Source organism: Enterococcus sp. M190262 (genome assembly GCF_005843965.1).
Lineage (GTDB): Bacteria > Bacillota > Bacilli > Lactobacillales > Enterococcaceae > Enterococcus_D > Enterococcus_D gallinarum.
The window spans coordinates 1791056-1815938 of record NZ_CP040461.1; the positions used below are offsets into that span (position 1 = coordinate 1791056).

A 24883-nucleotide genomic window follows, 5' to 3' on the forward strand; every position below is an offset into this window, starting at 1 on the left:
TGTGAACTTCCTCTCAATTTAAACGACATTTTTACCGTTCCTGTTGCTTATCCCACACATCCCATGAATCTGTTTGTTGAAATGTCAATAGATTGTTCTTAAAATAGACATAAGTATTATAACAAACAGTTTGTAAGATAATCAACAAAGTGTTGGATAAAGCGGAGGCACCCTATGAAAAAATTAAGTGCTGGTATCGATGTAGGATCGACGACTGTCAAAATGGTGGTCTTGAATGAAAAAAAGCAGACCCTCTTTGCCAAGTATGAACGCCACTATTCGGATATCAAAACTGCCACAAAAAAAGTTTTACTGGAAGCTCAGGAAGTCATCGGTAATCAACAGGTCGCACTAGCAATCACTGGCTCTGGAGGGATGGGACTGGCCGAAGTTTTAGCGATCCCTTTCGTGCAAGAGGTCATTGCCTGTACTAAAACAGTTGAGACACTGATTCCTGAAACAAATGTTGCCATTGAATTAGGGGGAGAAGATGCCAAAATCACCTTTTTTGAAGGGGCGTTGGAACAACGAATGAATGGTAGCTGTGCAGGTGGGACGGGTGCGTTTATCGATCAAATGGCGGTATTGTTGAAAACCGATGCTAATGGTGTAAATGATTTAGCGAAAAATTATCAAACGATCTATCCTATCGCTTCCCGTTGCGGGGTATTCGCAAAAACAGATGTGCAACCTTTGATCAATGAAGGAGCAGATAAAGCCGACATCGCCGCCAGTATTTTTCAAGCAGTGGTCAATCAGACGATTGCAGGGTTAGCTGCTGGTCGTAAAATCAAGGGAAAAGTGGCTTTTTTAGGTGGCCCCCTTTATTTCATGTCTGAACTACGGCGCCGCTTTGTGGAGACACTGCAAATTGCTGAAGAAGACATTATTTTTCCAGAAAATCCCCAGCTGTTTGTTGCGATCGGCGCCGCTTTATATGGAGAAGAAACAGCTCAACTCAATACATTATTAGCCCGGTTATCAACCGATGATTCAGCGAAATTGCAACCGTCTCACACATTGGCGCCGCTATTTGCTACGGAAGAAGAGCTCGCAGTTTTTAGACAGCGTCATGGCCAATCTTCGGTGGAAGAAAAAAAACTTGCTTCTCATACAGGAGCAGCCTTTCTCGGTATCGATGCGGGTTCAACGACAACGAAAGTCGTATTGATCGACGAAGTGGGTAGGATTCTTTACTCTTTTTATGGCAACAATGAAGGGCAGCCATTGGAAACCACCATGCGGGTATTACAGGAAATGTATCAGCAGATGCCACCAGCTGTGTTCATTGGGAAAGCTGCGGTCACAGGATATGGAGAACAGTTGATCAAAAATGCACTGAAAATTGACATTGGTGAAGTTGAAACGATGGCTCATTATAAAGCCGCCGAACATTTCCAACCGGGGGTCGATTTTATTTTAGACATTGGCGGGCAGGATATGAAGGCCATGACTATCAAAGATGGTGCACTCTCTTCGATCCAGCTGAATGAAGCTTGTTCCTCAGGCTGCGGGTCCTTTATTGAAACCTTTGCGCGTTCGCTGAAATACGAAGTCAAAGAATTTGCGTTAGCAGCCACTACTGCCAAGAATCCAGTCGATCTTGGTTCTCGCTGTACGGTATTCATGAATTCAAAAGTGAAACAAGTCCAAAAAGAAGGTGCATCTGTCGGGGATATTTCTGCGGGTCTCTCCTATTCTGTGATCAAAAATGCCTTGTATAAAGTGATCAAAATTCGTCGCCCAGAAGATCTAGGCGAAAAAATCGTCTGTCAAGGAGGAACTTTTTATAATGAGGCGGTGTTACGAGCCTTTGAAAAAATCAGCGGCAGGGAAGTCGTGCGGCCGTCAATTGCTGGCTTGATGGGGGCTTATGGTGCAGCACTGATCGCGTTAGAAAATTACGAGATTGGTGAAGTCACAGCCTTGCTTTCAAGTGATGAATTGAGTCAATTTACTGCTGAAAAAGAATTCACTCATTGCGGGTTATGTGAAAATAATTGTATGCTGACTGTCACTTTATTCTCGGATGGACGCAAATTTATTACCGGAAATCGCTGCGAGCGGGGTGCCCGCATCAAAATCAAAAAAGAAGAGCGCAAGATAAATTTAGTCGATTACAAATACCGCCGCTTGTTTAAGTATCGCCCGCTTCGCAAAAAAGAAGCGTCTCGTGGGCGTATCGGCATTCCTCGTGTATTGAATCTATATGAAAACTATCCGTTATGGCATACTTTTTTTACAGAACTGGGCTTTCGCGTTGAATTGTCCCCACGATCAAACAAAGAATTGTATGAGAAAGGTATCGAGACAATTCCAAGTGATACCGCTTGTTATCCGGCCAAAATCGCTCATGGACATATTCAAACGTTGATCGACCAAGGGGTCCCATTGATTTTTTATCCAGGAATTATTTTTGAAAGACCAGAAACAGCGCAGGCTGAGAATCATTTCAACTGTCCCATCGTACAAAGCTACCCAGATGTTATTCGCAACAATCTGGATGATATCCGTGCTGGCCGTGTGGATTATCGTAACCCGTTTCTAAATTTGGCAGACGAAACTTCAATGGTCAAAGTGTTGTCAGAAGAATTTCAAGATTTGGGTATCACTGAGACAGAGATCGCGCACGCATTGCGGCTTGGTTTTGAAGAATTGGATCAATTTAAGCTAGATGTTTGTCAGCAAGGGGAAAAAACCTTACGGATGCTGACCGAAACCAATCAGCGAGGCATCGTACTTTCTGGCAGACCCTATCATTTGGATCCGGAGATCAATCATGGGATCGCGGAAGTGATTACCCAAGAGGGCTTTCATGTATTAACAGAAGATAGCATTGCGCATTTGGGAAATGTCGGTCATTTACGGGTCGTTAATCAGTGGGTTTACCATTCTCGTTTATATGCCGCAGCACGGGTCGTCGCTAAAAGCAAGCAGTTGGAATTGGTCCAACTAAACTCATTTGGTTGTGGAATCGACGCCGTCACAACAGATCAAGTAGAAGAGATCATGGAACAATATGGCAAATTGTACACTGTATTGAAAATCGATGAAGGGGCTAATTTAGGCGCCATTCGGATCCGTTTACGTTCTCTTAAGGCAGCTGTCAATGAAAGGGAGAAAAACCATTTTATTCCTACTCAACGTTTTGAAGAACCAGCCAAGATCACATTTACTAAAGAAATGCGTAAACAACATACTTTGTTATTACCCATGCTAAGCCCAATTCATCAAAGCGGGTTAGTTGATGTGGCACTGCAAGCTTCGGGATACAATGTGATCTGCTTGCCGGCGGATGATCGAGAAGCAGTCAATGTGGGCCTGCGTTTCGTAAATAACGATGCTTGCTATCCAGCCATTATTTCCATCGGTCAATTGATCGAAGCACTCCAAAGCGGAAAATATGACTTGCAAAACACTAGCGTATTGATGACACAAACGGGCGGGGGATGTCGGGCAACCAATTATATCCCGCTGCTGCGTAAAGCATTGAACGAGGCGGGTTTTCCACAAGTTCCCGTCGTTTCGGTCTCCATGGGAAATCAAGGCGTGGAGTCAAATCCTGGCTTTAAGTTTACATTACCAATGCTCAAACGCGTGGCTGTTGCATTTTTGTATGGAGATTTATTTGAACGAGTTGTTTATCGAACGCGGCCTTATGAAGCCATCTCTGGTTCTGTAGATCGGCTTCATGAAACGTGGCTTAAAAAAGTTGAAAAAAATGTACGCAACGGTTCTTTTACTTTGTTCAACCACAACATGAAAAAAATCATTGCCGATTTTGATACGATTGATCTGCAGGACATCGTGAAACCAAGAGTCGGTGTGGTAGGCGAGATTTTAGTGAAATACTCTCCTACAGCGAATAACGATATCGTGAGACTTTTGGAAGCAGAAGGGGCGGAAGCGGTAGTACCAGACATGGTTGGTTTTATGAATTATTCGCTTTATAATCAGATTTGGCGCTATCAAAACCTAGGAATGGCCAAAAAAAGCAAATGGATCGCTGAATTTGCCATTGGATTGATCGAACGGATCCAAAAACCGATGGACCGTGCGTTGCGGGCTTCTCAGCGATTTGAAGGATTACACTCGATTTATCAATTAGCAGATGATGCTAGCAAAATCTTATCTATTGGTAATCATACGGGTGAAGGGTGGTTTTTGACTGGTGAAATGATTGATCTATTGAAATCTGATGTGACTAATATCGTTTGCATGCAGCCTTTTGGTTGTTTGCCAAATCATGTGGTCGGTAAGGGTGTAATCAAAGAACTGCGGCACCAATATCCTAAAGCCAATATTGCTGCGATTGATTATGATCCTGGAGTCTCCATGGTCAATCAATTGAATCGGATTCGTTTAATGTTGGCAACGGCCAATAAAGCTTTGCAAAGCAGCAACTAACATTCAGCGCTTTAACTATCCAATAAGACTGTACCAATTTGAGGGAACTTTTTTTCTTATTTTGTCTTTTGCAAGAAGAACAGAATGAAAAAAAGGATTTTTCCCTTAAATTGACAGTCTTTTTAGTTTTTTCATTGGTTATTTAGGTATATACCAGTTATAATAGAAACTGAATGGAGGAATAGACTATGGCAGAGAACTTACCCGTATACATACAGATACATGATCAAATCAAAGCAAACATCGAGAATGAAACCTACAAAATCGGTGACCGTTTGCCTTCTGAGCGCGAGTTAGCGAAACAATTCGGTGTTAGTCGCATGACATTGCGCCAAGCTATTCAGACACTAGCCGACGAAGGGATTTTGGAAAGAAAAATCGGATCAGGAACTTATGTGGCTCGTCAGAAAGTACAGGAGAAAATGAGCGGAACCACGAGTTTTACTGAGATCATGCGCTCACTTGGACGGGTGCCTTCTAGTAAAGCAGTGGCCTACTTCTTGACAGCCCCAAGTTCGAGTGAAATGGAAAAGTTGCAATTAGAAGGACATGAGACGATTTTACGGATGGAACGCATTCGTTATGCAGATGATGTACCTATTTGTTTCGAAGTGGCGAGTATTCCAGAGAAATTGATTCACAATTTTAGTAAAGAAGAAATCATCTCATCTTTGTATCATGTGTTAGAAGAAAAGGGCGGTCATAAGATCGGAGCTGCCTCACAAACGATCTCAGCAATGATTGCTTCGGAGCAAATCGCTGATTACTTGCAAATCAAACGCGGGGATGCAATTTTAAGAATGCGGCAAATTACCTGTTTTGAAAACGGACAACCATTTGAATACGTGCGTACACAATACGTAGGGAATCGTTTTGAATTTTATTTAGAAAAATAAGACAGGAAATAGAAAATTATATTGACCAAAGTGAAAGACAAAAGTGAAAGCTAGTAAACGAGGTGAAAGAGTAGCAAGAATTGTCAGAAATGATGCCTCAAGCAGATTCATGAGGCATCGCTTGACAGTAGCTATCTGAACAATCATTCTGCTTCACCAGCAAGTAATGACAACACAAATTCGATCTGTTTCTCAGGAAATCGGTCGTTCCACATAGCTGACAGGGCCGTGTGCGATCTCTAGTTGTCCTTGTAACAGATCTGTTAGATCGGCTTCTACCGCGGACAAGGATATTTCGGGAACCATCAGCGTTACTCGGATTTTATCCGTATAGTCAATGGATGCTAAGTGAATGTTTTGGTGCTCTAAGTGATTTTGCAGCTTTCCTAGCTGAGGATAATCGATGGTCAAATAAAGTGTCTGGTTAAGTGTCCCTTCAACGATACCGATTTCCTTTAAGGCAGCGGCAACAGTGCTTGCATAAGCGCGGATCAAACCGCCAGCGCCTAATTTCGTCCCACCAAAGTAACGGGTCACAACAGCAACCACATTGATTAATTCATTTTTTTTGAGGACATCTAGCATGGGGACACCAGCGGTACCGCTTGGTTCCCCATCGTCGCTGCTTCGTTGGATCTCATTGTTTTCGCCAATAACAAAAGCACTGCAATTATGATTGGCCTTCCAATGCTCTTTTTTGAGAGCGAGGATGAATGCTTTGGCTTCCTCTTCGGAAGTGACACGTTTAAGGGAACAAATGAATCGGGATTTCTTGATTTCTTGTTCACTTTGTCCATCCTCACGAATGGTGCGATAACTATTCTTCATAGGCTCCTCCTTTTATTTTCAGTATAGGTAATGTGGAGAAAAGTTTCAATGAAAGAAATCAGTAAAGAATAAGTGAACGGATAAAAAAGGAGGCGTTGCCATTGAGTAAACGCAAGAAATACGATATCATCACTCATTACTTAAAATCTAATGGCGGTTCTCAAGTCACATTGACTTTCACACAATTTGATGAACTGTTATTTCCGGCGACAGGGCTGCCAAAGAGTGCCCGCAAGAGCATTGATTGGTGGGCCAATGATTATCGACATCCGGAAAACGGGGCCTATGCGTGGTTGAATGCAAGATATGAAGTGGTTCACGTGAATTTAAAGAAGGAATATGTTGTTTTCAATCAATTGGTCAAGTCCAATTGGTTAATAGACAGTAAGCGTTGACAAATTTGAAACTTGTTCTATACTAGGAATAGGTAATGTTATATTATTTAAAATTTTAGGGAGTGTTCGATATGGCTAAAAAAACGATTATGTTAGTTTGTTCCGCAGGAATGAGCACCAGCTTATTAGTGACAAAAATGCAGAAAGCTGCTGATGCAAAAGGTCTTGATACAGATATTTTTGCTGTTTCCGCTTCAGAAGCAGATCAACATTTAGAAAGCAAAGATGTGAACGTTTTATTATTAGGCCCTCAAGTTCGTTTCATGAAAGGCGATTTTGAAAAACGTTTAGCACCAAAGGGAATCCCATTGGAAGTTATCAACATGGCTGACTATGGTATGATGAATGGTGAAAAAGTGTTGGATCAAGCATTGACATTGATTGGTGAATAAGCCCGATCCATTTTCAACGATTACTTAAGACTATTGAGTAGAACCTTACAGGTTTCGAATTTCTCTGTTTTGGCAGAAAATGAGAACGTGTAAGGTTCTTTTTTTGTGGATGGCGTACTTTAATTGTGTCGAATGTCCAAGGCTTTCGAAAAAACTAGCGAATGTACCTGCTTTTGAAGGCTTGATCAGTCATATATAACGAGAGGAGGGATACGATGGAAGAAGGCGGTCGTCAAATTTTAGTATCCGAAAGGGAACGCAACAACTCCGACCAACTCAAAGGTGACATTCGTCCAGCCGTCTTAATCAAAGAGGGGCAAATTGAATGTCAGCGTTGTGGCAGCTGCTTCAATAAAGAGGAGGTACAACTGCCAACAGGGATTCACTATTGCCCTGCCTGCATCCATTACGGACGGGCAGATACGTCTAAAGTTTTTGTGACAGTTTCGGAACAAAGCAGCGTCAGTTTTCCGAAAATTCATTGGCCTGGTCCACTAACGGTTTTTCAAAAAAGAATCTCACAAGCGTTGGTAAGAAATTATCAACAAAAAAAAGCAACGTTGGTTTGGTCGGTAACCGGCTCTGGCAAAACGGAAATGATTTTTGAAGTGATACAAGCGGCAAGGCTGCAAGGACATCGGGTAGCTGTCGTCTCTCCGCGAATCGATGTGTGCCGCGAACTGTTCCCTCGGATCCAACAGGCATTTCCCAAAGAATCTTGTTTACTGCTTTACGGAGATTCAGAGGAAGACTATCGGTATACAGACTTGCTTGTGGCGACCATTCATCAACTGCTGCATTTTTATCGGGCATTTGATCTGATAATCGTTGACGAAGTAGATGCTTTTCCTTATGAAGGGGACCAGCAACTAAGGTTCGGGTTAATGAATGCATTGAAAGCGACCGGCTGTCTGATTTATCTAAGTGCCACACCTTCAGATGCGTTACTAAAAGAAACAACAAATTTTGCAGTGGAAAAAATGCCGCTGCGTTTTCATCAGCGACCGCTGATCGTTCCTCAACTGATTTGGTATGAAGGTTGGCGTAACGTGTATCAAACAAAAAGAAGACTACGGCGCTTATTGTTTCATCTGCAACGCCTATCTCAAACAAATTTTGTCTTAGTTTTTTGCCCAAGTATTGTTTTTATGGAACGGCTAGAAAAAGCTGTTCGATCATTCTTAAAAGAGGAGACGATAACCAGTGTTTCAGCAAAAGACCCTGCTCGAATAGAAAAAGTAGTCAAGGCGCGCAATTCAAAGTATCAGATTCTTTTCACAACTACCATCTTGGAACGAGGTGTTACCTTTGAAAATGTTTCTGTAGTGGTGATGGGAGCAGATCATCCTGTTTTTTCTAAATCAGCACTGGTCCAGATTGCTGGACGAGTTGATCGAAAAGGTCCATTCAATCATGGAGAAGTTCTCTTTTTCTATGATCAGGCAACATCAGCGATTCGTAAGGCGATCTTGGAAATCCAAGCGATGAATCGATTAGCAAAGGAGTGGCTGGCAAGTGAAGTGTAGCTGGTGTCAACAGGAGTTTGCACGAGAACTGTGGCTGCGGGAGATTTTATGGCCATTAGGAATTCCTGCTTCAGAGAAGTGTCCAGACTGTAGGAGTAAATTGCAGTTTGTTGATTTGACTAGCTGCTGCAAGACATGTTGTAATGAAAGCCAAAATTGTCGGGATTGTCGCTATTGGGGGCAACGTTATCCAAAGTTTCAGCTACAGCATCGTGCTCTGATGACATACAATCAAGGAATGCAGGAGTGGCTCCATCAATACAAATTAATGGGCGATTTTCGTCTGCGGGCTACCTTTCTCCCAGAGATCAAGCAAGCTTTCAAAGGATTGCTCTATGATCTGGTCATCCCGATCCCCCTTTCTCATGAACGCTATCAGCAGCGTGGCTTTAATCAAGTGACAGCAGTATTACAAGCTGCCGGGATTGATTACCGATCCTTACTAAAGAAAAAGATCCATTTACCTCCTCAAGCAGCAATGACTAGAAACGAACGATTAGCAGCTCCGCAACCATTTATTATCGAAAAGGGTCAAGAAATCAAGGACAAACGTGTGTTGCTGGTGGATGATGTGTATACGACTGGACAAACAATTTATCATGCTGCAGAAGTACTTTTGACTTGCCAGCCGAAAACGATCACGTCCTTTTCTTTTGCCAGATAAGGAATTGTAAACGCTTAAAAAAATCTTAGCGATTCGCTTTCCAAATGCAAGATACTTCGATATAATAGAGTTAAGAAGAAGAAGAGAGTGGTCCTTTTCCTTCTTAGTGTGGTAGACGAAAGGGGTAATTTTTATGTTTAGATATAATGTACGTGGCGAAAATATCGAGGTAACTGAAGCGATCCGCGATTACGTTGAGAAAAAAGTAGGTAAACTAGAGCGTTATTTTAATGATGTGCCTGAAGCAACAGCGCATGTTAATTTGAAAGTATATACCGAAAAAACAGCAAAAGTTGAAGTAACCATTCCGTTACCATTCCTAGTCTTGCGTGCGGAAGAAACTTCTCCTGATCTATATGCAAGTATTGATTTGGTTGTTGATAAATTGGAACGCCAAATCCGTAAATTCAAAACGAAAATCAACCGTAAATCTCGGGAAACAGCTTTAGTGGCTCCAGACAATGGCGACTTATTCACAACGGATACAAACGAAGAAGAAACCAATGGAGCAGAACTAGACATTGTACGTACAAAACGTCTTTCTCTAAAACCGATGGATAGTGAAGAAGCCGTTTTGCAAATGAATATGCTAGGACATAACTTCTTCATTTTTGAAGATGCCGAAACAAACGGCACAAGCATTGTTTATCGCCGTAAAGACGGCAAGTATGGATTGATCGAAACCGATTAATCAAAGAATGACTTGTCGGAAATCCCCAAAAAAGTCTTTTTTGACAGAGCAGAGTGATCTGCTCTGTTTTTTTGAATAAAAAAGCTGTGATAAAAGGGGCAGTTAAACAAAATGATTCGCTGAGTGAAATAAAATTGCCCTATCAATCCTGCAGGTGTAAATCCGATCTGCGGGATCATAGGGGCAATTTCATGGCCTTTCGGCTGCTGTGTTTGCTAAAGTCTTTTTGACATAGTTCTTTGCTGAGAAATCAATAAATCGTTGGTACTAAACCACCGTCGAGTCTCAAGGCGGCTCCAGAGAAAGAGGATGCGTAAGGACTAGCAACGAAAGCTACAAAGCGTCCAATCTCTTCTGGACGAATGAGCCGTTGAATTTGAGACAGTGGGCGATGCTTTTTCATGAAATCTTCTTCCCACATGGACTCCGGCAAATCACTTTCTTGATACATCGTTTTCAGCATCGTTTCTACGCCTTCGGTCAGTGTTGAACCAGGCATGATCGTATTTACAGTGACCTGTGTCCCAGCGGTGAGTTTTGACAAACTTTTAGCCAAAGAGAGGTTCATCGTTTTTGTCATGCTGTACTGCGGCATTTCTCCAGAAGGCATAACGGCTTCTTCACTGGCAATAAAAATCACACGGCCGAAGTTTTGTTGGAGCATATGAGGCAAATAAAATTTTGCTAAAGCATTTCCCGACAAAACATTCACATGGAAAAAATGTTCCCAAACTTCATCGGTAATTTCCATGTAATCCATTGGTTCGAAGATCCCCATATTATTGACAAGAATATCTACTTTAGGGAAGTGGTCAAAAAGCTGTTGGCGAGCTGCTGCATCGGCTAGATCATATGGAGCCACTTGGGGATTCGTCTTAGGAAATTTTTCTTTTAATTCAGCAACGACAGCTTTGACACTGTCCTCTTGCCGTCCATTGACGATGACATCCGCGCCTTCTTTTGCCAGCTCGAAAGCAATTGCTTTCCCAATACCTTTCGTAGAGCCAGTGACCAGTGCTGTTTTCTTTGTTAATCCTAATTCCATTTCCTTCACTCCATTTCCTTAGTTAAAGTTAAATTGATCCGGATCGGGACCTACCCGGTGATCTTCATTCAAACGATTAAGTTCATGCATATCTTCTTCCGACAAAGAAAAATCAAAGAGTTGCTGATTTTGTTCCATTCTGTCGGGATTAACTGTCTTAACTACCAGTAAAATATCTTGCTGGATATGCCAGCGTAAGGCGATTTGTGCAGGGGATACGTGATGGCGTTGAGCCATCTTTACGAGGATCGGATGTTGGAGAATCTGACCTTGCATCAATGGAGACCAAGCTTGGATCTTGATTCCTTGTTGCTGACAATAATCACGCAGTTCTTTTTGAGCTAATTTTGGATGTAGTTCCACTTGATTTAACACAGGTTTGACTTTTGCTGTAGCGAGCAATTCCTTCAAATGATGGCTCTGAAAATTGCTGACGCCGATGGCTTTGATCTTTCCAGCTTGATGGAGGTCTTCAAGTGCCCGCCAAGATTCTTGATACGCATTTTTGCCAGGCCAGTGGAGCAAATAAAGGTCTAAATAATCCAATTGCAAAAGCGCGAGGGACTTTTCAAAAGCCGCGATCGTTTCATCGTAGGTCAAATAATTGTTCCAAACTTTAGAAGTGACAAAGAGTTCTTCTCGTGTAAGTCCCGTTGCTGCTAGTCCTTCTTTGATCCCTTGGCCTGTTCCGCTTTCATTATCATATATTTGCGCGGTATCAATCAAACGATAACCTTTTAAAATGCCGTTTTTTACAACAGTAGCTACTTCTTCATCAGGAATTTGAAAGACGCCCAAACCAAAGCCAGGAATGCTGACTTGTTCGTTCAATGTAATTGTGTCGGTTAATGAGTGAATCATATAAATTTCCTCCTTGATTTTTGGTAAATATACCTTATACTAAAAAAGTTCAGATGAATAGTACCTACTTTTTTGTACTATAGTGTCAAAAAAGTAACTTTTGTGAATTTAAAGGAAGTGTTTGAAGTATGACTCCAAAAAAATACAACATTGGTGTGGAAGCTACTATGGATGTGATCGGTGGAAAATGGAAACCGATTATTCTGTGTAATCTGCGAGATGGCGCCTTGCGTCCGAGTGATTTGAAGCGACGGATACCTGATATCAGTCAAAAAATGCTGACGCAGCAACTAAGAGAGCTGGAGACAGACGGCATCGTTTTGCGAACCTCTTATCACCAAGTTCCACCAAAGGTTGTCTATTCTCTCAGCGACTATGGTCTGACATTAAGCAGCGTATTGGATGCTCTCTGTCATTGGGGAGAAATGCATGTTTCAACATTGAAAGAACAAGGCGTTGAAGTAGCGTTAGCTAGTCAAGAGGCGTAGGGAAGATCAAAAACAAAAACTAGCAATCGTCGAGTCGAGAGTCACTCAGCGATTGCTAGTTTTGCTTAAAAAAAGTGAAGTAGGAAGAGGGTTATTTCACTGAACCGGAAGTAATTCCTTGTACATAATATTTTTGCATATAGATAAAGAGTAGGGTGATTGGAATAGCGATCAGCACACAGCCAGCTGTAAAGGACATAAACAACGAATTGGCTGTTGTTTTTGTCATCATAGAATAAAGTCCGATCGCAACGGTATAGTTTTTGACGTCATCACCCATGATGATTCGAGCAAAGATGAAATCCATCCAAGGACCCATGAAGGCCATCAAAGAGGTATAGACGATAATTGGTTTTGATAACGGCAATGTGATCTTGGTAAAAATATGCCATTTATTGGCACCATCGATCATGGCAGACTCATCTAGCGCCATTGGAATCGTATCAAAGAACCCTTTGGCAACGTAGAATCCCAGTGCCGCTCCAGCCGAATAAACCAAGATCAGCGCCAATAAGCTTTGTGTTAGGTTGAGGGCTTTTAGAATATAATAAACGGCGATCATGCTCATAAAGCCTGGGAACATATTCAATACCAAGGCAACTTTCAAGAAAGGTTTACGAAGTCTAAAGCGCAACCGTGAGAGAGAGTAGGCCATTGCGATTGTAATAAATGTAGACAAAAGACAGCTGCAGACAGCAACAAACAATGTATTCAAGAACCAGCGGACAAAAGGGTAGCTACCGCTATCATTGGCTAATAGTTGTCGGTAATTTTCAAAAGTGAATTCTTTGGGAATGATATAAGGAACGAAGGCCCCACCTTCTCCTCTAAAACTTGTCAAAATGATCCAAACGATCGGGAATAACCAAAGAACAGAAAGAATGATCAAAATCGTATAAATCAGAAAACGGGTTTTTGACTGCCCTTGTTGGTAGCCGGATTTCTTTTTCTTTACAGACATTGTTACCCCTCCTTATAAGAATTTGTTCGCGTGTACGCAAACAGGCTAAAGACAGCAGATAAGATAAAGATCAAGATACCGATTACGGAAGCTAAATTGTAATCCATCGTGTTGACTGTCAAGTTGTACAGCCACGTTACTAACAGATCGGTCGAGCCAGCACCATAGAAATTAGAGTTAGACGGGCCGCCGCCAGTCAATAAGAAAATAACATTAAAGTTGTTGATGTTGCCGATAAACTGTTGAATCAATGCGGGCATCATTACAAACAATATCTGAGGAAATGTGATGGAGCGGAAAATTTGGAATTTATTGGCGCCATCGATTTCGGCTGCTTCTAGTTGTTCCTGATCAAGATTTTGTAAGATTCCTGTTGTTACAAGCATCGTTGCTGGAATCCCGATCCACATGTTCACAAAGATAATGCTGACTTTCGCAAAGAAAGGATCGGTCAGAAACGGGATCGAAGAAGAGATCCATCCCCAATTCAGTAAGAGTGAGTTAATCGGACCAGAACCGTTTAGTAAGTTACGCATGATCAAAAGTGACACGAATTGAGGAACTGCCATCGTCAAAACAAAAATGGTGCGCCACAATTTTTTGTAACGGATCCCTTTCGCGTTGATCAATAAGGCTAAGATCACGCCGAAGAAGAAACAAGTGATCGTTGCGAGTACAGCCCATGTCAATGTCCAAGCTAGTACTGGGAAAAAGGTGGACGCCATATCACCAGTGATGACATTAGAGAAATTCTTCAATCCTACCCAAGTAAACAGATTTTTTGGGGGTAAATTTTTGTGATCATAATTGGTGAAGGCAATCGAAATCATATATAAGAGCGGTAAGATAGTAAAAAATAAGACACCAATCAATGGGATTGTCATCAATGTTGCATGAAAGCGTTCGTTCACCAGACTATGTAAATCGTCGCGTGTCGTAGGGATTTTAAGTCCTTGTTGTTTTAATTCGTACAAATGACGGGCGCTTTTCAAATTAATGATATAGAGAATAATCAAGAGTGCACAAACGAGCAGGGAAGCAATACCGAAAAGCAATAAGAGCATTGAATTGTCACCTTTTTGCAAGATTTCAATACCAAGTGCTTCGTTATAGACCAACCCTTGTTTTTGTGTTCCTAATGTTTGCAGCATCAGAAGAGCGTGGAAACCATTTCTTATGAACCAAGCGATAAAACCAACTTGTGATACGATGAAAATAATTCCTTTCAGCCATTGTTTATTGGCGAAATTAGCGCTTCCCATCAAAATAAAAGATAGTTTTGTCGCTAGATCGCCTTTTTTGAATAATTCTCTAAAAGTGATATGCGACGCATGTTTTTTCCTGAACATATCCTCTCACCTTGCTTTCGTAATTAACTAGAAAAGGGAAAGCAGGCTTTCCCTTTGTCATGTATAGTGATGTGTTGTTGATTATTCTGTTACTTTTGAAATATCGGAAACAAACTTATCGAGTTTATCTTGGAACTGATCTGGTTTGATTTGACCTTTATAGGTATCGTTGATTAACGCATCCATTGGTGGCCAGAAAGAAACCATCTCAGGCAATTTAGGCATTACGACAGAGTGTTCTGCATCAGACATTTCCATCACAGCTTTTGCTACTGCATCAGCTTTTACTGCATCAGATTCTTGTGCATCTTTATTTGAAGGGACAACGCCGTTTTCAGTAAATTCGATTTCTTGTGTTTCTTGGTTGCTTAAATATTCTGCTAAAGCCATAGCTGCTAATGGCGCTTCGGTTTGTTGGTTGACAGCATAAAGTTTTACACCTAAGAAAGCTTTCATTTGTTTCGCACCACTGCCGAAGTCGATCGTTGGATAGGCGGCAACACCCATGTTGTCTCCAAGCGCTTTTTCTACGTCATTTTTTGACCAAGGACCTGAAAGGAAGGCATCTGATTTACCAGATTGCAAATCAGACAACGCGGATTCACTGGCTTGAAGGACACCGCTATTATTTTTTTGATCGGCGATCCATTGTAAGACTTCAACACCAGCTTCGTTGTTGAAATTGGTTCCATTAATATCTTCACCGTCTTCTCCATAAAGAACATTTCCGTTGCTCATAAATAGAGGGCCAAAAATGTAGTTTGCACCGTCTTCTGCAAAGTTGGTACCGATTTTTCCAGCGGAAGTCAATCCTTCCCAAGTTTTTACATCATCTGCTGTCAATGTAGAAGTATTGTAATAAAGCACTTGAGATTCAACACCGTAAGGATAGCCGTAAATTTTGTCTTTCCAAGTCACGGCATCAACTGCTGCTTCCACGTTCGTATCTTTGATTGTTGCTGCTTGCTTATCACCGATTGGATAAATCAGACCAGCTTCAGCCATTTGTCCTACTTGGTCATGAGGCATCATGAATACATCGGCTGCTTGTTCAGGGTCTTTTGAGACGTCTGCTTTGGCATCGGCAGAAGAGCCAGCTGCAACTGTTACTTTTACATCAGGATACTCTTTTTCAAATTTGTCGACTTGCCCTTGTAAGGCATCAATATGTTCGGTATCTACCCATAATTTAATATCACCTTCGACTTTTGCACTAGACTCCGCTGCACTGCCATTGCTTGAAGCAGCATCGTCGTTGCTGTTGCCACAAGCGCCTAGTACGATTGCAGACAAGCTTAAAATACTTCCCCCAATAAGTAATCGTTTTACATCTACCTTCATTCTTGTTCCTCCTAAAAATTAATTGTTTGCGTTTACAGACCTAATTATGCAATCGATTGCAATAATAGTCAAGCAGAAAATGAACAACTTTTTTGGTTTTCTATTGCTTATAAGAAAAATTAAGAATCAGTCCAACACAAAACCTTTCTACAATTGGAATGATAAAGTCGAAATTTTCAGGAAATAACTTAGTTATTCTATTCACATTTGAAAAGCGAATGAAAATGTGGCAGATCATTTTTCCGTCCGTTGTAAAGCAAACGATTGCTTTCTGTTTCAGAGATTGTTTTAAGGAGCAAGAGAAGTAGAGTTTCTTTTGGACACAAGAAGCAATGGGCGTAAAAGAAATCTATTTAAAACAATTGAAAAAAGAAAAAAAGAGTTAAAAAAATCATGGAGAAACATGAACTGCGCCGAAAAATATTTCCTTTATGATGAACTAGTGATAAAATAGTTAGGAGAGTTTCCAGTTAGGAAAAGTAGAAATAAAAGGAGAATTATATAGGCATGGCCAATTTTTTTAGAAAATTAATCGAGAATGATAAAAAAGAATTAAAACGTCTTGACCATATTGCTTCACAAGTTGAATCTCATGCGGACGAAATGGCCGCTTTATCTGACGAACAATTGCGCGAAAAAACAGATGAATTTCGCGGTCGTTTTCAACAAGGTGAAACGTTAGACCAATTATTGCCAGAAGCCTTTGCTGTGGTTCGCGAAGCGGCAAAACGCGTCTTAGGGCTGTATCCTTACCATGTCCAATTAATGGGGGGGATCGTGCTTCATGACGGAAATATCCCTGAAATGCGTACCGGTGAAGGAAAAACCTTGACTGCGACATTGCCGGTTTATTTGAATGCGTTAAGTGGTGCCGGTGTACACGTTGTAACGGTCAATGAATACTTGGCAACTCGTGACTCTACAGAAATGGGTGAGTTATATAATTTCTTAGGATTGACTGTTGGGCTAAACATCAATTCGAAGACAGCAGAAGAAAAACGGGCTGCATATGCCTGTGATATCACCTACAGTACGAATAATGAACTAGGCTTTGACTATTTACGTGACAATATGGTGGTTTACCGCCATCAAATGGTTCAACGGCCATTGAATTATGCCATCGTCGATGAAGTCGACTCAATCTTGATCGATGAAGCCAGAACACCATTGATTATTTCTGGACAAGCAGAAAAATCGACTGCACTATACAATCGGGTCGATAATTTTGTGAAACGATTAAAAGAAGAAGAAGATTACAAAATCGACATCCAATCAAAAACAATTGGATTGACTGAAAAAGGGATCGAGAAAGCCGAAGAAACATTTGGCTTGGAAAACTTGTATGATATCGAAAATACAGCGTTGACCCATCATATGGACCAAGCGTTGCGGGCGAATTATATCATGATCCGCGATATCGACTATGTCGTACAAGAAGGTAAAGTCTTGATCGTCGACCAGTTTACTGGACGGATCATGGATGGACGTCGTTATTCTGACGGATTGCACCAAGCGATCGAAGCAAAAGAAAATGTTGAGATCGAAGATGAAACCAAAACGATGGCTACAATCACTTTCCAGAACTATTTCCGGATGTACAAAAAACTTTCTGGTATGACTGGTACCGCAAAAACAGAAGAAGAAGAGTTTCGTGAAATCTACAATATGCAAGTCATTCAGATTCCGACCAATCGACCAATCGTTCGTGATGACCGTGCAGATTTACTTTATCCAACGCTGGAAAGCAAGTTCCACGCAGTGGTGCAAGATATCAAAGAACGGCATCGTAAAGGGCAACCAGTTCTTGTTGGTACAGTAGCTGTAGAAACTTCCGAGCTGCTTTCAAGCATGTTGGATAGAGAGAAAGTCCCTCATGAAGTACTGAATGCCAAAAATCACTTTAAAGAAGCTGAAATCATTCTGAACGCAGGACAAAAAGGTGCTGTAACGATCGCAACGAACATGGCTGGTCGGGGAACAGATATCAAATTAGGCTTAGGTGTTGCTGAATTAGGTGGATTAGCGGTCATCGGTACGGAACGTCATGAATCTCGCCGGATTGATAACCAATTACGAGGACGTTCTGGGCGTCAAGGAGACCCAGGGGTTTCTCAATTCTATCTTTCGTTGGAAGATGATTTGATGAAACGGTTTGGTTCTGAGCGGATCAAAGTGTTCTTGGATCGGATGAAGATTGATGAAGAAGATGCCGTGATTCAAAGTAAGATGTTGTCTAAACAAGTAGAATCTGCGCAAAAACGAGTAGAAGGTAACAACTACGATACCCGGAAAAACGTTTTGCAATACGATGATGTTATGCGTGAGCAACGGGAAGTCATCTATGGTCAACGTCAAGAAGTCATCATGGAAGAGCAGGATCTTTCACAAACATTGATGAATATGGTCAAACGATCGATTGAACGAGTTGTCGATAGCCATACCCAATTAGAAGAAAGCAATTGGAATTATGAAGGGATCGTCGACTTTGCCGGAAATGCTTTAGTGCATGAAGATTCCATCTCTGTTGATGATATCAAAGGCAAAAAACCACAAGAAATCAAAGACTATCTCTATCAACGGGCAGAAGAAGTTTTCGAGCAGAAAAAAGCCCAATTAAACAGTCAAGAACAATTGTTAGAATTTGAAAAAGTAGTTATTCTGCGAGTAGTGGATACGAAATGGACGGACCATATCGATGCGATGGACCAATTAAGACAGTCAGTCGGTCTGCGGGCATATGGGCAGAACAATCCATTGGTTGAATACCAAACTGAAGGATACAACATGTTTGAAGATATGGTGGGAGCGATCGAATATGAAGTGACACGCTTGTTTATGAAAGCCGAGATTCGCCAAAATGTACAACGAGAACAAGTCGCTCAAGGAGAAGCTCAAGAAACTGAAACAGTCCCAGAAGAAGATCCTAGTTTCAAAAATGTTGGCCGTAATGATCCGTGTCCTTGCGGCAGTGGCAAAAAATTCAAAAACTGTCACGGCAAAAAATAGAAGAATTGATACGTTAGGAAAAAGGCTGGCAGCTTTTCTTGTCCAGCCTTTTCCGTTCATTTACAATATGCGTGAAGAAAGAAGGAATTCAAATGGAAATCGCAGATATCCGGAATCAATTGAATCAAATGAATGAAAAAATAAATAGTTTTAGGGGGTCTCTTTGACTTAGATCAGTTAGAAGAGGCAATCGCTGAAGCAGAACACCAGATGGCGGACCCTACGTTTTGGGATGATTCTGAGCAAGCACAGAAGGTGATCAACGAGAACAATGCCAATAAAGAAACCTACGATCAGTTCAATCAATTGGCAGAAGAATTTGAAGAGTTGGAAGTTCTTTTGGAAATGATCCAAGAAGAATCAGATGCAGAAATGGAAGCAGAACTAGCAGAACGTATCCAAGCTTTGAATGAAAAAATGGGAACTTATGAACTGTCTATGCTGTTAGATGAACCATATGATCGAAACAATGCAATCATCGAACTGCATCCAGGTGCTGGCGGCACCGAGTCCCAAGATTGGGGCAGTATGTTGTTGCGGATGTATACTCGTTTTTGCGAGCAACATGGATACCAAGTCGAAACATTGGACTATCAGGCAGGAGACGAAGCCGGAATCAAGAGTGTCACTTTGTTGATCAAAGGCCATAATGCTTATGGGTATTTGAAATCAGAAAAAGGCGTCCATCGCTTAGTTCGGATTTCACCATTTGATTCAGCCAAAAGACGGCATACCTCTTTTTGTTCGGTAGATGTCATGCCAGAGCTAGATGGTGCGATTGATATCGAAATCAATAGTGATGACTTGAAAATCGATACTTATCGAGCGAGCGGTGCGGGCGGTCAGCACATCAATAAGACGGAGTCTGCTGTACGAATCACGCACATTCCAACTGGTACCGTAGTGGCTAGTCAAGCACAACGTTCGCAGTTGAAAAACCGGGAACAAGCAATGGGAATGTTGAAAGCAAAACTTTATCAACTAGAAGTAGAAAAGAAAGAACAGGAAGCTGCAGCGCTTCGCGGAGAACAGATGGAGATCGGTTGGGGTTCACAAATTCGTTCCTATGTCTTTCATCCGTATTCCATGGTCAAAGATCACCGGACTAACTTTGAAACAGGAAATGTACAAGCAGTAATGGATGGTGATTTAGACGGCTTTATCGATGCCTACCTCAAGTTGAAATTAAATCAAAAATAACTATACTGGGCTATTAAACAGATTGAAATATAATTGTAATCTGTTGAAAGCATTGTGAAATATATTCATGCTATAATAAGCCAGTATGAAAAAAAGTGAGATGGAGAGATAGCTGCATGATTGAAATGAAAGAAGTAATGAAAAAGTACTCTAATGGTACGACTGCTATCCGTAATCTTTCGATTTCAATTGATCAAGGTGAGTTTGTTTATGTCGTCGGACCTTCCGGTGCAGGGAAATCGACCTTTATCAAATTGATGTATCGTGAAGAAAAAGCAACGAAGGGTGTTCTTAATGTAGCAGGGTATGACCTGTTGACGATCAAGAATCGCGAAGTGCCATTGATGCGCCGCGAAATCGGTGTTGTTTTCCAAGATTATAAATTGCTTCCGCGAAAAACGGTTTATGAGAATGTCGCTTATGCGATGCAAGTTATTGGCCGCAAGCCTCGGGAGGTCAAAAAACGGGTAATGGAAGTATTGGACCTTGTAGGATTGAAACACAAAGTACGGGTCTTCCCAAGTGAGCTTTCAGGCGGAGAGCAACAACGGGTTTCTATTGCACGAGCAATCGTGAATACCCCGAAAGTATTGATTGCAGATGAACCAACAGGAAATTTAGATCCTGAGAATTCTTGGGAGATCATGAAGTTGTTGGATCGGATCAATGCACAAGGAACAACAGTAGTGATGGCGACACACAATAGCACGATCGTCAATACGATTCGTCACCGTGTAATCGCAATTGAAAATGGTCGGATCATTCGCGACCAAGCGGAAGGAGAATATGGTTACGATGATTAGAACGTTTTTCCGTCATCTCCTTGAGAGTATTAAAAGTTTAAAACGAAACGGCTGGATGACGATCGCGTCACTCAGTGCAGTCACGATCACGTTGACGTTAGTCGGTATCTTTTTGGGTGTTATTTTAAATGCAACGAAGTTAGCCGAAGACATCCGTAAGAATGTGGATGTTTCTGTCTTTGTGGATATCGGAACAGAACAAAAAGACATGGATACTTTGGAACAATCGCTTAAAGAATTACCGAATGTTTCAGACGTTCGTTTTTCGAGTCGTGATGATGAATTGAAAAAAATTCAGGATGCGATGGGGGATTCTTGGAACTTATTCGAAGGGGACAGTAATCCGCTTTATAACGTATACGTTGTTAGTGCCACAGATCCTGAATACACGAAAAAAATTGCAAAACAAGCTGGAGAATTGCCAAATGTTTTCAAAGCAGACTATGGTGGCGATTCTTCTGACAAGATCTTTGCTCTATCAGCTGCGGTTCGTACTTGGGGACTTGGGGCTGCTATCCTATTGATCTTTGTGGCAATGTTCTTGATTTCAAATACGATTCGGATCACGATCTTGTCTCGTCAAAGAGAGATTCAAATTATGCGTCTGGTAGGTGCTAAAAATGGTTACATTCGCTGGCCTTTCTTCTTAGAAGGCGGCTGGATCGGATTGCTGGGATCAATTGTCCCTATCGCTATTATGTATTTTGGTTATCACCAAGTTTACTTGTTAGTCAATCCAGCACTGCTACGTTCCAATTATAGTTTGATTGCACCAAATCAGTTTCTACTGCAAGTTTGTGGTGTCATGGCTCTGATCGGAATCGTGATTGGTTCATTAGGATCGATCATCTCAATGCGCCGTTTCTTAAAAGCGTAGAACGTGTTATTGAAACAGATCTGCTGACTAGCAGGTCTGTTTTTCATTTGCCGACACCTTTACTTTAGACTGCAAGTTCGCTATTCTTTTAGGAGAGGTGAGGGTTGGTATGTTAGTTATGGATAACCTGTTCACGATCATTTTCTTCGTGAACATTTTGTTGTCGATCGTGATTATTTTTAGAGAAAGACGGCAAACGGCTCAGACATGGGCGTGGTTGCTTGTTTTATTGTTTATACCAGTCGTGGGATTTGTACTCTATTTTTTCTTTGGCCGCGGAATCTCCAAAGAAAAAATTTTCGATTTGAGGACACAAGCCAAAATTGGTTTGAACGTGGAGCTGGAAGAGCAAAAGCAAGCGCTGCAGCGGAATCTTTATCCCCATCCGCCCACTGCGCAAGTAGAAGTCAAGCAGCTCGTTTATTTATTGACGATCTATGGTCAGTCGTTATATACCACTACAAATGAAATGACTCTTTATAAAGATGGCCGAAAAAAATTTGATGCATTACTCAAAGATATTGAAGGCGCCACAGATCATATCCATATGCAATATTATATTTATCGCAGTGATACATTGGGGGGAGAAGTACGAGATGCTTTGATCCGTGCAGCCAAACGAGGAGTGAAAGTCCGTGTGCTTTTGGACGCTTGGGGCAGCACCCAGGTTTCACTGAAATTCTTCGATGAATTACGGGTTCATGGCGGTCAAGTTGCGTTCTTTTTCCCGTTGTTCGTTCCTTATCTCAATCCTCGGATCAATTATCGCAATCATCGGAAAATTGTCGTGATCGACGGCAAGATTGGTTATACCGGGGGTTTCAATGTTGGAAATGAATATTTAGGTGAGGTAGAAAAATTTGGTTATTGGCGGGATAATCATCTGCGAATTTTAGGACCAGCTGTTTACTCACTACAAAACCGGTTTTTGATGGACTGGAATTCACAACATGCTATCGAAATCAAATATGAAGCAGCGTTGTTTCCAATGATCGAAACAAACGGAACGATTGCTGCACAGGTAGTGACTAGCGGTCCTGATTCAGAACACGAAGAGATAAAGATAACTTATTTGAAGATGATTAATTTAGCCAAAAAAGAAATTTTGATTCAAACTCCCTATTATATTCCTGATGAATCGATCCACAATGCCTTGAAACTGGCACTTTTGTCCGGTGTTTCTGTTCATTTGCAGATCCCTAATAAGCCAGATCATCCACTTGTCTATTGGGCAACTTACTCCTTTGCTGCTGAGTTATTAGCCTATGGTGCAGTGGTAGAGACTTATGAGAAAGGTTTTATGCACGCCAAAACGATGATTGTTGACAGTGGGGTCGTTTCGATTGGTTCTGCGAATATTGATGTTCGTTCGTTTCGACTTGACTTTGAGGTCAATACAGTTGTCTATGATGCAAAAGTTGCTGAGGAAGCGCGCCAAGCATTTTTTGCTGACTCCAAGGATTCAGAGGAATTGACTTTGGAAAAATACCGGAATCGCCGATTGTTGATCAAGGTCAAAGAGGGATTAGCACGACTTGTTTCGCCGCTTCTATAGAAACTATTTAGTAAACGTAGGTGAAAGTTGGGCAACAAAAAAAACAGCAGTAATGCTGAAGCACCTCTTCTAACGTTTGTTTTTTGGATCAACGTTAGAAGGTGATTCATGCAACTGCTGTTTTTTATTATTTCATGATACTTGTGTAGGCTGCCAGAAAAACTGACCCGACTGTCAAAATAAGCATTGTCCAAATAACTACTTGAGTGATTTTGGCGAAGGTGCTTTTTGGTTTTTTTTCGTTCATCGTGATCCACCTTTTAGATTGATTTCTAGTCACAGTTTACCTCCAATTACCAAAGAACTCAAGCTGCTATTCTTATAAATTAAGAAATCTTGAATATTTTGCAAGAGCACAAAAAGTTTTTTCAAAGATTCTCTTGTTGAAGGGTGGTTGTTCTGTTTTAATTAGTAAAGACATAGAGAAAAAATAAGTAGAAAATAAGCAGGATGCTTGAGTAAGGAAAGTAAAAGATTGCAGACTGTCTTATTGGACCGCGGATTTTTAAACGAACTGAAACATAGATGTAAAGAAAATAAAGTATAGTTACACTAGCTGTTAGAAAGGATTTGTTTGTATGTCTGGATTTGGGCCTGCTGTTTTATTTTGGTATATCTTTCCATTAGTCGTTTTTTTTGCTTGCAGATTTTTAGTTTCTGCGTTGTCTTTGAAAGAACGGTTTGGACTGAAGGCACCCGACTTAGCTGTGCCTTTTTTGGTGATTGGGATTCATCAGTTATCAAAGAATACCTTTGAGCAATCGATCACTCCCTATTATTTGATTTCTATCTTATTACTGGGGATTCTCTTAGCTGTCTTTCAAGCGTATTATTACGAAGAAATCCAGTATGGCAGATACATCAAAATGTACTGGCGGAGTATCTTTTTGTTTACATTGATTTTCCATGTTGTTTTGATCATTTTAAATATCGTCAAGTATTTGTAATTTGTGACAGGGAGAACCCTTATTCCATCGAGATTTTTCTGCTTAAAGTTTTTTTAAAAACTTTTTAAGAGAAAGAAACTCCTGTTTTTTCGTTTGGTAAAAATTAGTCAAAGAACTTCACTTTTAAATTTCACGTTAAATGTGGTAGAAAGTGGGGGATTGTGGTAGACTGTGATTATCAGGTGGAGATCGGGGGTTATTTATCGATGTTTATGGGTGAATTTCAACATTCGATAGATGCAAAAGGCCGACTAATCGTTCCTTCAAAACTGCGAGAAAAACTCGGAGAAAAATTTGTTGTGACACGTGGATTAGATGGCTGTTTATTTGGCTACCCCTTATCTGAATGGGAAAAACTAGAAGAAAAACTGAACGAAATGCCCTTGGCGAAGAAAGATGCTCGGACATTCGTACGTTTTTTTTATTCCGCTGCCACGGAGTGCGAGATCGACAAACAAGGTCGTATCAATATTCCGGCAACCTTGCGTGAACACGCGTCACTTATGAAAAGCTGCGTGATCATCGGCGTTTCCAACCGGATTGAGATCTGGGATGAAGCACGTTGGCAAGCATTTACCACTGAAGCAGAAGAAAATTTTGATGAAATTGCTGAAACAATGATTGATTTTGGCTTATAGGAAGAGGAAAGCG

At 41.2% G+C, this 24883-nt stretch carries 22 protein-coding genes; 15 read left to right on the forward strand and 7 right to left on the reverse strand.

The genetic code is table 11. The features are described 5' to 3' along the window. Window positions 1-174 precede the first annotated feature (174 nt). On the forward strand, window positions 175-4407 hold the full coding sequence (locus FE005_RS08415) for a 2-hydroxyacyl-CoA dehydratase (protein WP_138371638.1): 4233 nt from the start codon (window positions 175-177) through the stop codon (window positions 4405-4407). A 188-nt stretch (window positions 4408-4595) separates the two neighbouring features. Beyond that, window positions 4596-5303, forward strand: a complete 708-nt coding sequence (locus FE005_RS08420; RefSeq protein WP_003127608.1) for a GntR family transcriptional regulator — start codon at window positions 4596-4598, stop codon at window positions 5301-5303. 192 nt (window positions 5304-5495) lie between these two features. Here the strand turns inward: FE005_RS08420 and FE005_RS08425 are convergent, their stop codons facing one another. Continuing rightward, window positions 5496-6131 carry a YigZ family protein gene (locus tag FE005_RS08425; RefSeq protein WP_003127609.1) on the reverse strand — a complete coding sequence of 212 codons (636 nt, stop codon included), beginning with the start codon at window positions 6129-6131 and terminating at the stop codon, window positions 5496-5498. Between the two features lie 101 nt (window positions 6132-6232). Between FE005_RS08425 and FE005_RS08430 the strand changes: the two genes are divergently transcribed. The 5 genes from FE005_RS08430 (at window position 6233) to raiA (ending at window position 9799) form a co-directional block, all read left to right on the forward strand. Continuing rightward, window positions 6233-6526, forward strand: coding sequence for a hypothetical protein (locus tag FE005_RS08430; protein WP_003127610.1), 294 nt, complete (start codon window positions 6233-6235; stop codon window positions 6524-6526). 71 nt (window positions 6527-6597) lie between these two features. Further along, window positions 6598-6918 (forward strand): PTS sugar transporter subunit IIB, encoded by a 321-nt coding sequence (locus FE005_RS08435; protein WP_003127611.1) that lies wholly within the window; start codon window positions 6598-6600, stop codon window positions 6916-6918. Between the two features lie 215 nt (window positions 6919-7133). Then, window positions 7134-8444 carry a DEAD/DEAH box helicase family protein gene (locus FE005_RS08440; RefSeq protein ID WP_005471861.1) on the forward strand — a complete coding sequence of 437 codons (1311 nt, stop codon included), beginning with the start codon at window positions 7134-7136 and terminating at the stop codon, window positions 8442-8444. Next, a complete protein-coding gene (locus FE005_RS08445; RefSeq protein WP_005471862.1) occupies window positions 8434-9108 on the forward strand; it encodes a ComF family protein in 675 nt (224 codons plus the stop codon). The genes FE005_RS08440 and FE005_RS08445 overlap by 11 nt, the downstream gene beginning before the upstream one ends. A gap of 133 nt (window positions 9109-9241) precedes the next feature. Further along, entirely contained in the window at window positions 9242-9799 is a 558-nt protein-coding gene (gene raiA, locus FE005_RS08450) for a ribosome-associated translation inhibitor RaiA (protein WP_003127615.1), read from the forward strand. A gap of 250 nt (window positions 9800-10049) precedes the next feature. On the opposite strand, the gene FE005_RS08455 is transcribed toward raiA, so the two are convergent. Then, window positions 10050-10844, reverse strand: coding sequence for an SDR family NAD(P)-dependent oxidoreductase (locus tag FE005_RS08455; protein WP_060813460.1), 795 nt, complete (start codon window positions 10842-10844; stop codon window positions 10050-10052). An 18-nt stretch (window positions 10845-10862) separates the two neighbouring features. Next, entirely contained in the window at window positions 10863-11705 is an 843-nt protein-coding gene (locus FE005_RS08460) for an aldo/keto reductase (protein WP_138371639.1), read from the reverse strand. Between the two features lie 128 nt (window positions 11706-11833). Here FE005_RS08460 and FE005_RS08465 point away from each other — a divergent pair, with 128 nt between their 5' ends. Further along, window positions 11834-12193, forward strand: coding sequence for a helix-turn-helix domain-containing protein (locus FE005_RS08465; protein WP_003127619.1), 360 nt, complete (start codon window positions 11834-11836; stop codon window positions 12191-12193). A 91-nt stretch (window positions 12194-12284) separates the two neighbouring features. Here FE005_RS08465 and FE005_RS08470 read toward each other — a convergent pair whose 3' ends face one another. The 3 genes from FE005_RS08470 to FE005_RS08480 form a co-directional block, all read right to left on the reverse strand. Continuing rightward, a complete protein-coding gene (locus tag FE005_RS08470) occupies window positions 12285-13154 on the reverse strand; it encodes a sugar ABC transporter permease (protein WP_003127620.1) in 870 nt (289 codons plus the stop codon). A gap of 2 nt (window positions 13155-13156) precedes the next feature. Continuing rightward, window positions 13157-14503, reverse strand: coding sequence for a carbohydrate ABC transporter permease (locus FE005_RS08475; RefSeq protein ID WP_003127621.1), 1347 nt, complete (start codon window positions 14501-14503; stop codon window positions 13157-13159). An 81-nt stretch (window positions 14504-14584) separates the two neighbouring features. Continuing rightward, on the reverse strand, window positions 14585-15844 hold the full coding sequence (locus tag FE005_RS08480) for an extracellular solute-binding protein (protein ID WP_060813454.1): 1260 nt from the start codon (window positions 15842-15844) through the stop codon (window positions 14585-14587). Window positions 15845-16351: 507 nt separating this feature from the next. Between FE005_RS08480 and secA the strand changes: the two genes are divergently transcribed. From secA to cls, 5 genes are all read left to right on the forward strand, one after another. Continuing rightward, the gene (gene secA, locus FE005_RS08485; RefSeq protein WP_003127623.1) at window positions 16352-18850 is read left to right on the forward strand and encodes a preprotein translocase subunit SecA; all 2499 of its coding nucleotides are present in this window, start codon (window positions 16352-16354) and stop codon (window positions 18848-18850) included. 92 nt (window positions 18851-18942) lie between these two features. Beyond that, window positions 18943-20050 (forward strand): peptide chain release factor 2 gene (gene prfB / locus FE005_RS08490; protein WP_138371640.1). Its coding sequence is split into 2 segments (ribosomal slippage): window positions 18943-19014 and window positions 19016-20050, totalling 1107 coding nucleotides; the frame shifts between segments, so codons are not numbered across the junction. Window positions 20051-20166: 116 nt separating this feature from the next. Next, window positions 20167-20853: a cell division ATP-binding protein FtsE gene (gene ftsE, locus FE005_RS08495; protein WP_005471877.1), complete on the forward strand. Its 687-nt coding sequence runs from the start codon at window positions 20167-20169 to the stop codon at window positions 20851-20853. Further along, entirely contained in the window at window positions 20846-21730 is an 885-nt protein-coding gene (gene ftsX, locus FE005_RS08500) for a permease-like cell division protein FtsX (RefSeq protein ID WP_003127626.1), read from the forward strand. The genes ftsE and ftsX overlap by 8 nt, the downstream gene beginning before the upstream one ends. 109 nt (window positions 21731-21839) lie before the next feature. Continuing rightward, window positions 21840-23285 carry a cardiolipin synthase gene (cls, locus tag FE005_RS08505; protein ID WP_003127628.1) on the forward strand — a complete coding sequence of 482 codons (1446 nt, stop codon included), beginning with the start codon at window positions 21840-21842 and terminating at the stop codon, window positions 23283-23285. Between the two features lie 127 nt (window positions 23286-23412). Here the strand turns inward: cls and FE005_RS08510 are convergent, their stop codons facing one another. Continuing rightward, window positions 23413-23532 (reverse strand): DUF4044 domain-containing protein, encoded by a 120-nt coding sequence (locus FE005_RS08510; RefSeq protein ID WP_005471881.1) that lies wholly within the window; start codon window positions 23530-23532, stop codon window positions 23413-23415. A gap of 331 nt (window positions 23533-23863) precedes the next feature. Here FE005_RS08510 and FE005_RS08515 point away from each other — a divergent pair, with 331 nt between their 5' ends. After that, a complete protein-coding gene (locus tag FE005_RS08515) occupies window positions 23864-24232 on the forward strand; it encodes a DUF3397 domain-containing protein (protein WP_003127630.1) in 369 nt (122 codons plus the stop codon). A 206-nt stretch (window positions 24233-24438) separates the two neighbouring features. After that, window positions 24439-24870, forward strand: a complete 432-nt coding sequence (gene mraZ / locus FE005_RS08520) for a division/cell wall cluster transcriptional repressor MraZ (RefSeq protein ID WP_003127631.1) — start codon at window positions 24439-24441, stop codon at window positions 24868-24870. Window positions 24871-24883: the final 13 nt, after the last annotated feature.

What these genes read in the sequence shown, in the direction of transcription:
- ftsE (WP_005471877.1), top strand. Translation starts at nt 20,167, where the DNA reads ATGATTGAAATGAAAGAAGTAATGAAAAAGTACTCTAATGGTACGACT.
- FE005_RS08455 (WP_060813460.1), bottom strand. Translation starts at nt 10,844, where the DNA reads ATGGAATTAGGATTAACAAAGAAAACAGCACTGGTCACTGGCTCTACG.
- FE005_RS08440 (WP_005471861.1), top strand. Translation starts at nt 7,134, where the DNA reads ATGGAAGAAGGCGGTCGTCAAATTTTAGTATCCGAAAGGGAACGCAAC.
- FE005_RS08415 (WP_138371638.1), top strand. Translation starts at nt 175, where the DNA reads ATGAAAAAATTAAGTGCTGGTATCGATGTAGGATCGACGACTGTCAAA.
- cls (WP_003127628.1), top strand. Translation starts at nt 21,840, where the DNA reads ATGTTAGTTATGGATAACCTGTTCACGATCATTTTCTTCGTGAACATT.
- FE005_RS08475 (WP_003127621.1), bottom strand. Translation starts at nt 14,503, where the DNA reads ATGTTCAGGAAAAAACATGCGTCGCATATCACTTTTAGAGAATTATTC.
- FE005_RS08425 (WP_003127609.1), bottom strand. Translation starts at nt 6,131, where the DNA reads ATGAAGAATAGTTATCGCACCATTCGTGAGGATGGACAAAGTGAACAA.
- FE005_RS08515 (WP_003127630.1), top strand. Translation starts at nt 23,864, where the DNA reads ATGTCTGGATTTGGGCCTGCTGTTTTATTTTGGTATATCTTTCCATTA.
- ftsX (WP_003127626.1), top strand. Translation starts at nt 20,846, where the DNA reads ATGATTAGAACGTTTTTCCGTCATCTCCTTGAGAGTATTAAAAGTTTA.
- FE005_RS08480 (WP_060813454.1), bottom strand. Translation starts at nt 15,844, where the DNA reads ATGAAGGTAGATGTAAAACGATTACTTATTGGGGGAAGTATTTTAAGC.
- FE005_RS08435 (WP_003127611.1), top strand. Translation starts at nt 6,598, where the DNA reads ATGGCTAAAAAAACGATTATGTTAGTTTGTTCCGCAGGAATGAGCACC.
- FE005_RS08460 (WP_138371639.1), bottom strand. Translation starts at nt 11,705, where the DNA reads ATGATTCACTCATTAACCGACACAATTACATTGAACGAACAAGTCAGC.
- FE005_RS08510 (WP_005471881.1), bottom strand. Translation starts at nt 23,532, where the DNA reads ATGAACGAAAAAAAACCAAAAAGCACCTTCGCCAAAATCACTCAAGTA.
- FE005_RS08470 (WP_003127620.1), bottom strand. Translation starts at nt 13,154, where the DNA reads ATGTCTGTAAAGAAAAAGAAATCCGGCTACCAACAAGGGCAGTCAAAA.
- secA (WP_003127623.1), top strand. Translation starts at nt 16,352, where the DNA reads ATGGCCAATTTTTTTAGAAAATTAATCGAGAATGATAAAAAAGAATTA.
- raiA (WP_003127615.1), top strand. Translation starts at nt 9,242, where the DNA reads ATGTTTAGATATAATGTACGTGGCGAAAATATCGAGGTAACTGAAGCG.
- FE005_RS08420 (WP_003127608.1), top strand. Translation starts at nt 4,596, where the DNA reads ATGGCAGAGAACTTACCCGTATACATACAGATACATGATCAAATCAAA.
- mraZ (WP_003127631.1), top strand. Translation starts at nt 24,439, where the DNA reads ATGTTTATGGGTGAATTTCAACATTCGATAGATGCAAAAGGCCGACTA.
- FE005_RS08465 (WP_003127619.1), top strand. Translation starts at nt 11,834, where the DNA reads ATGACTCCAAAAAAATACAACATTGGTGTGGAAGCTACTATGGATGTG.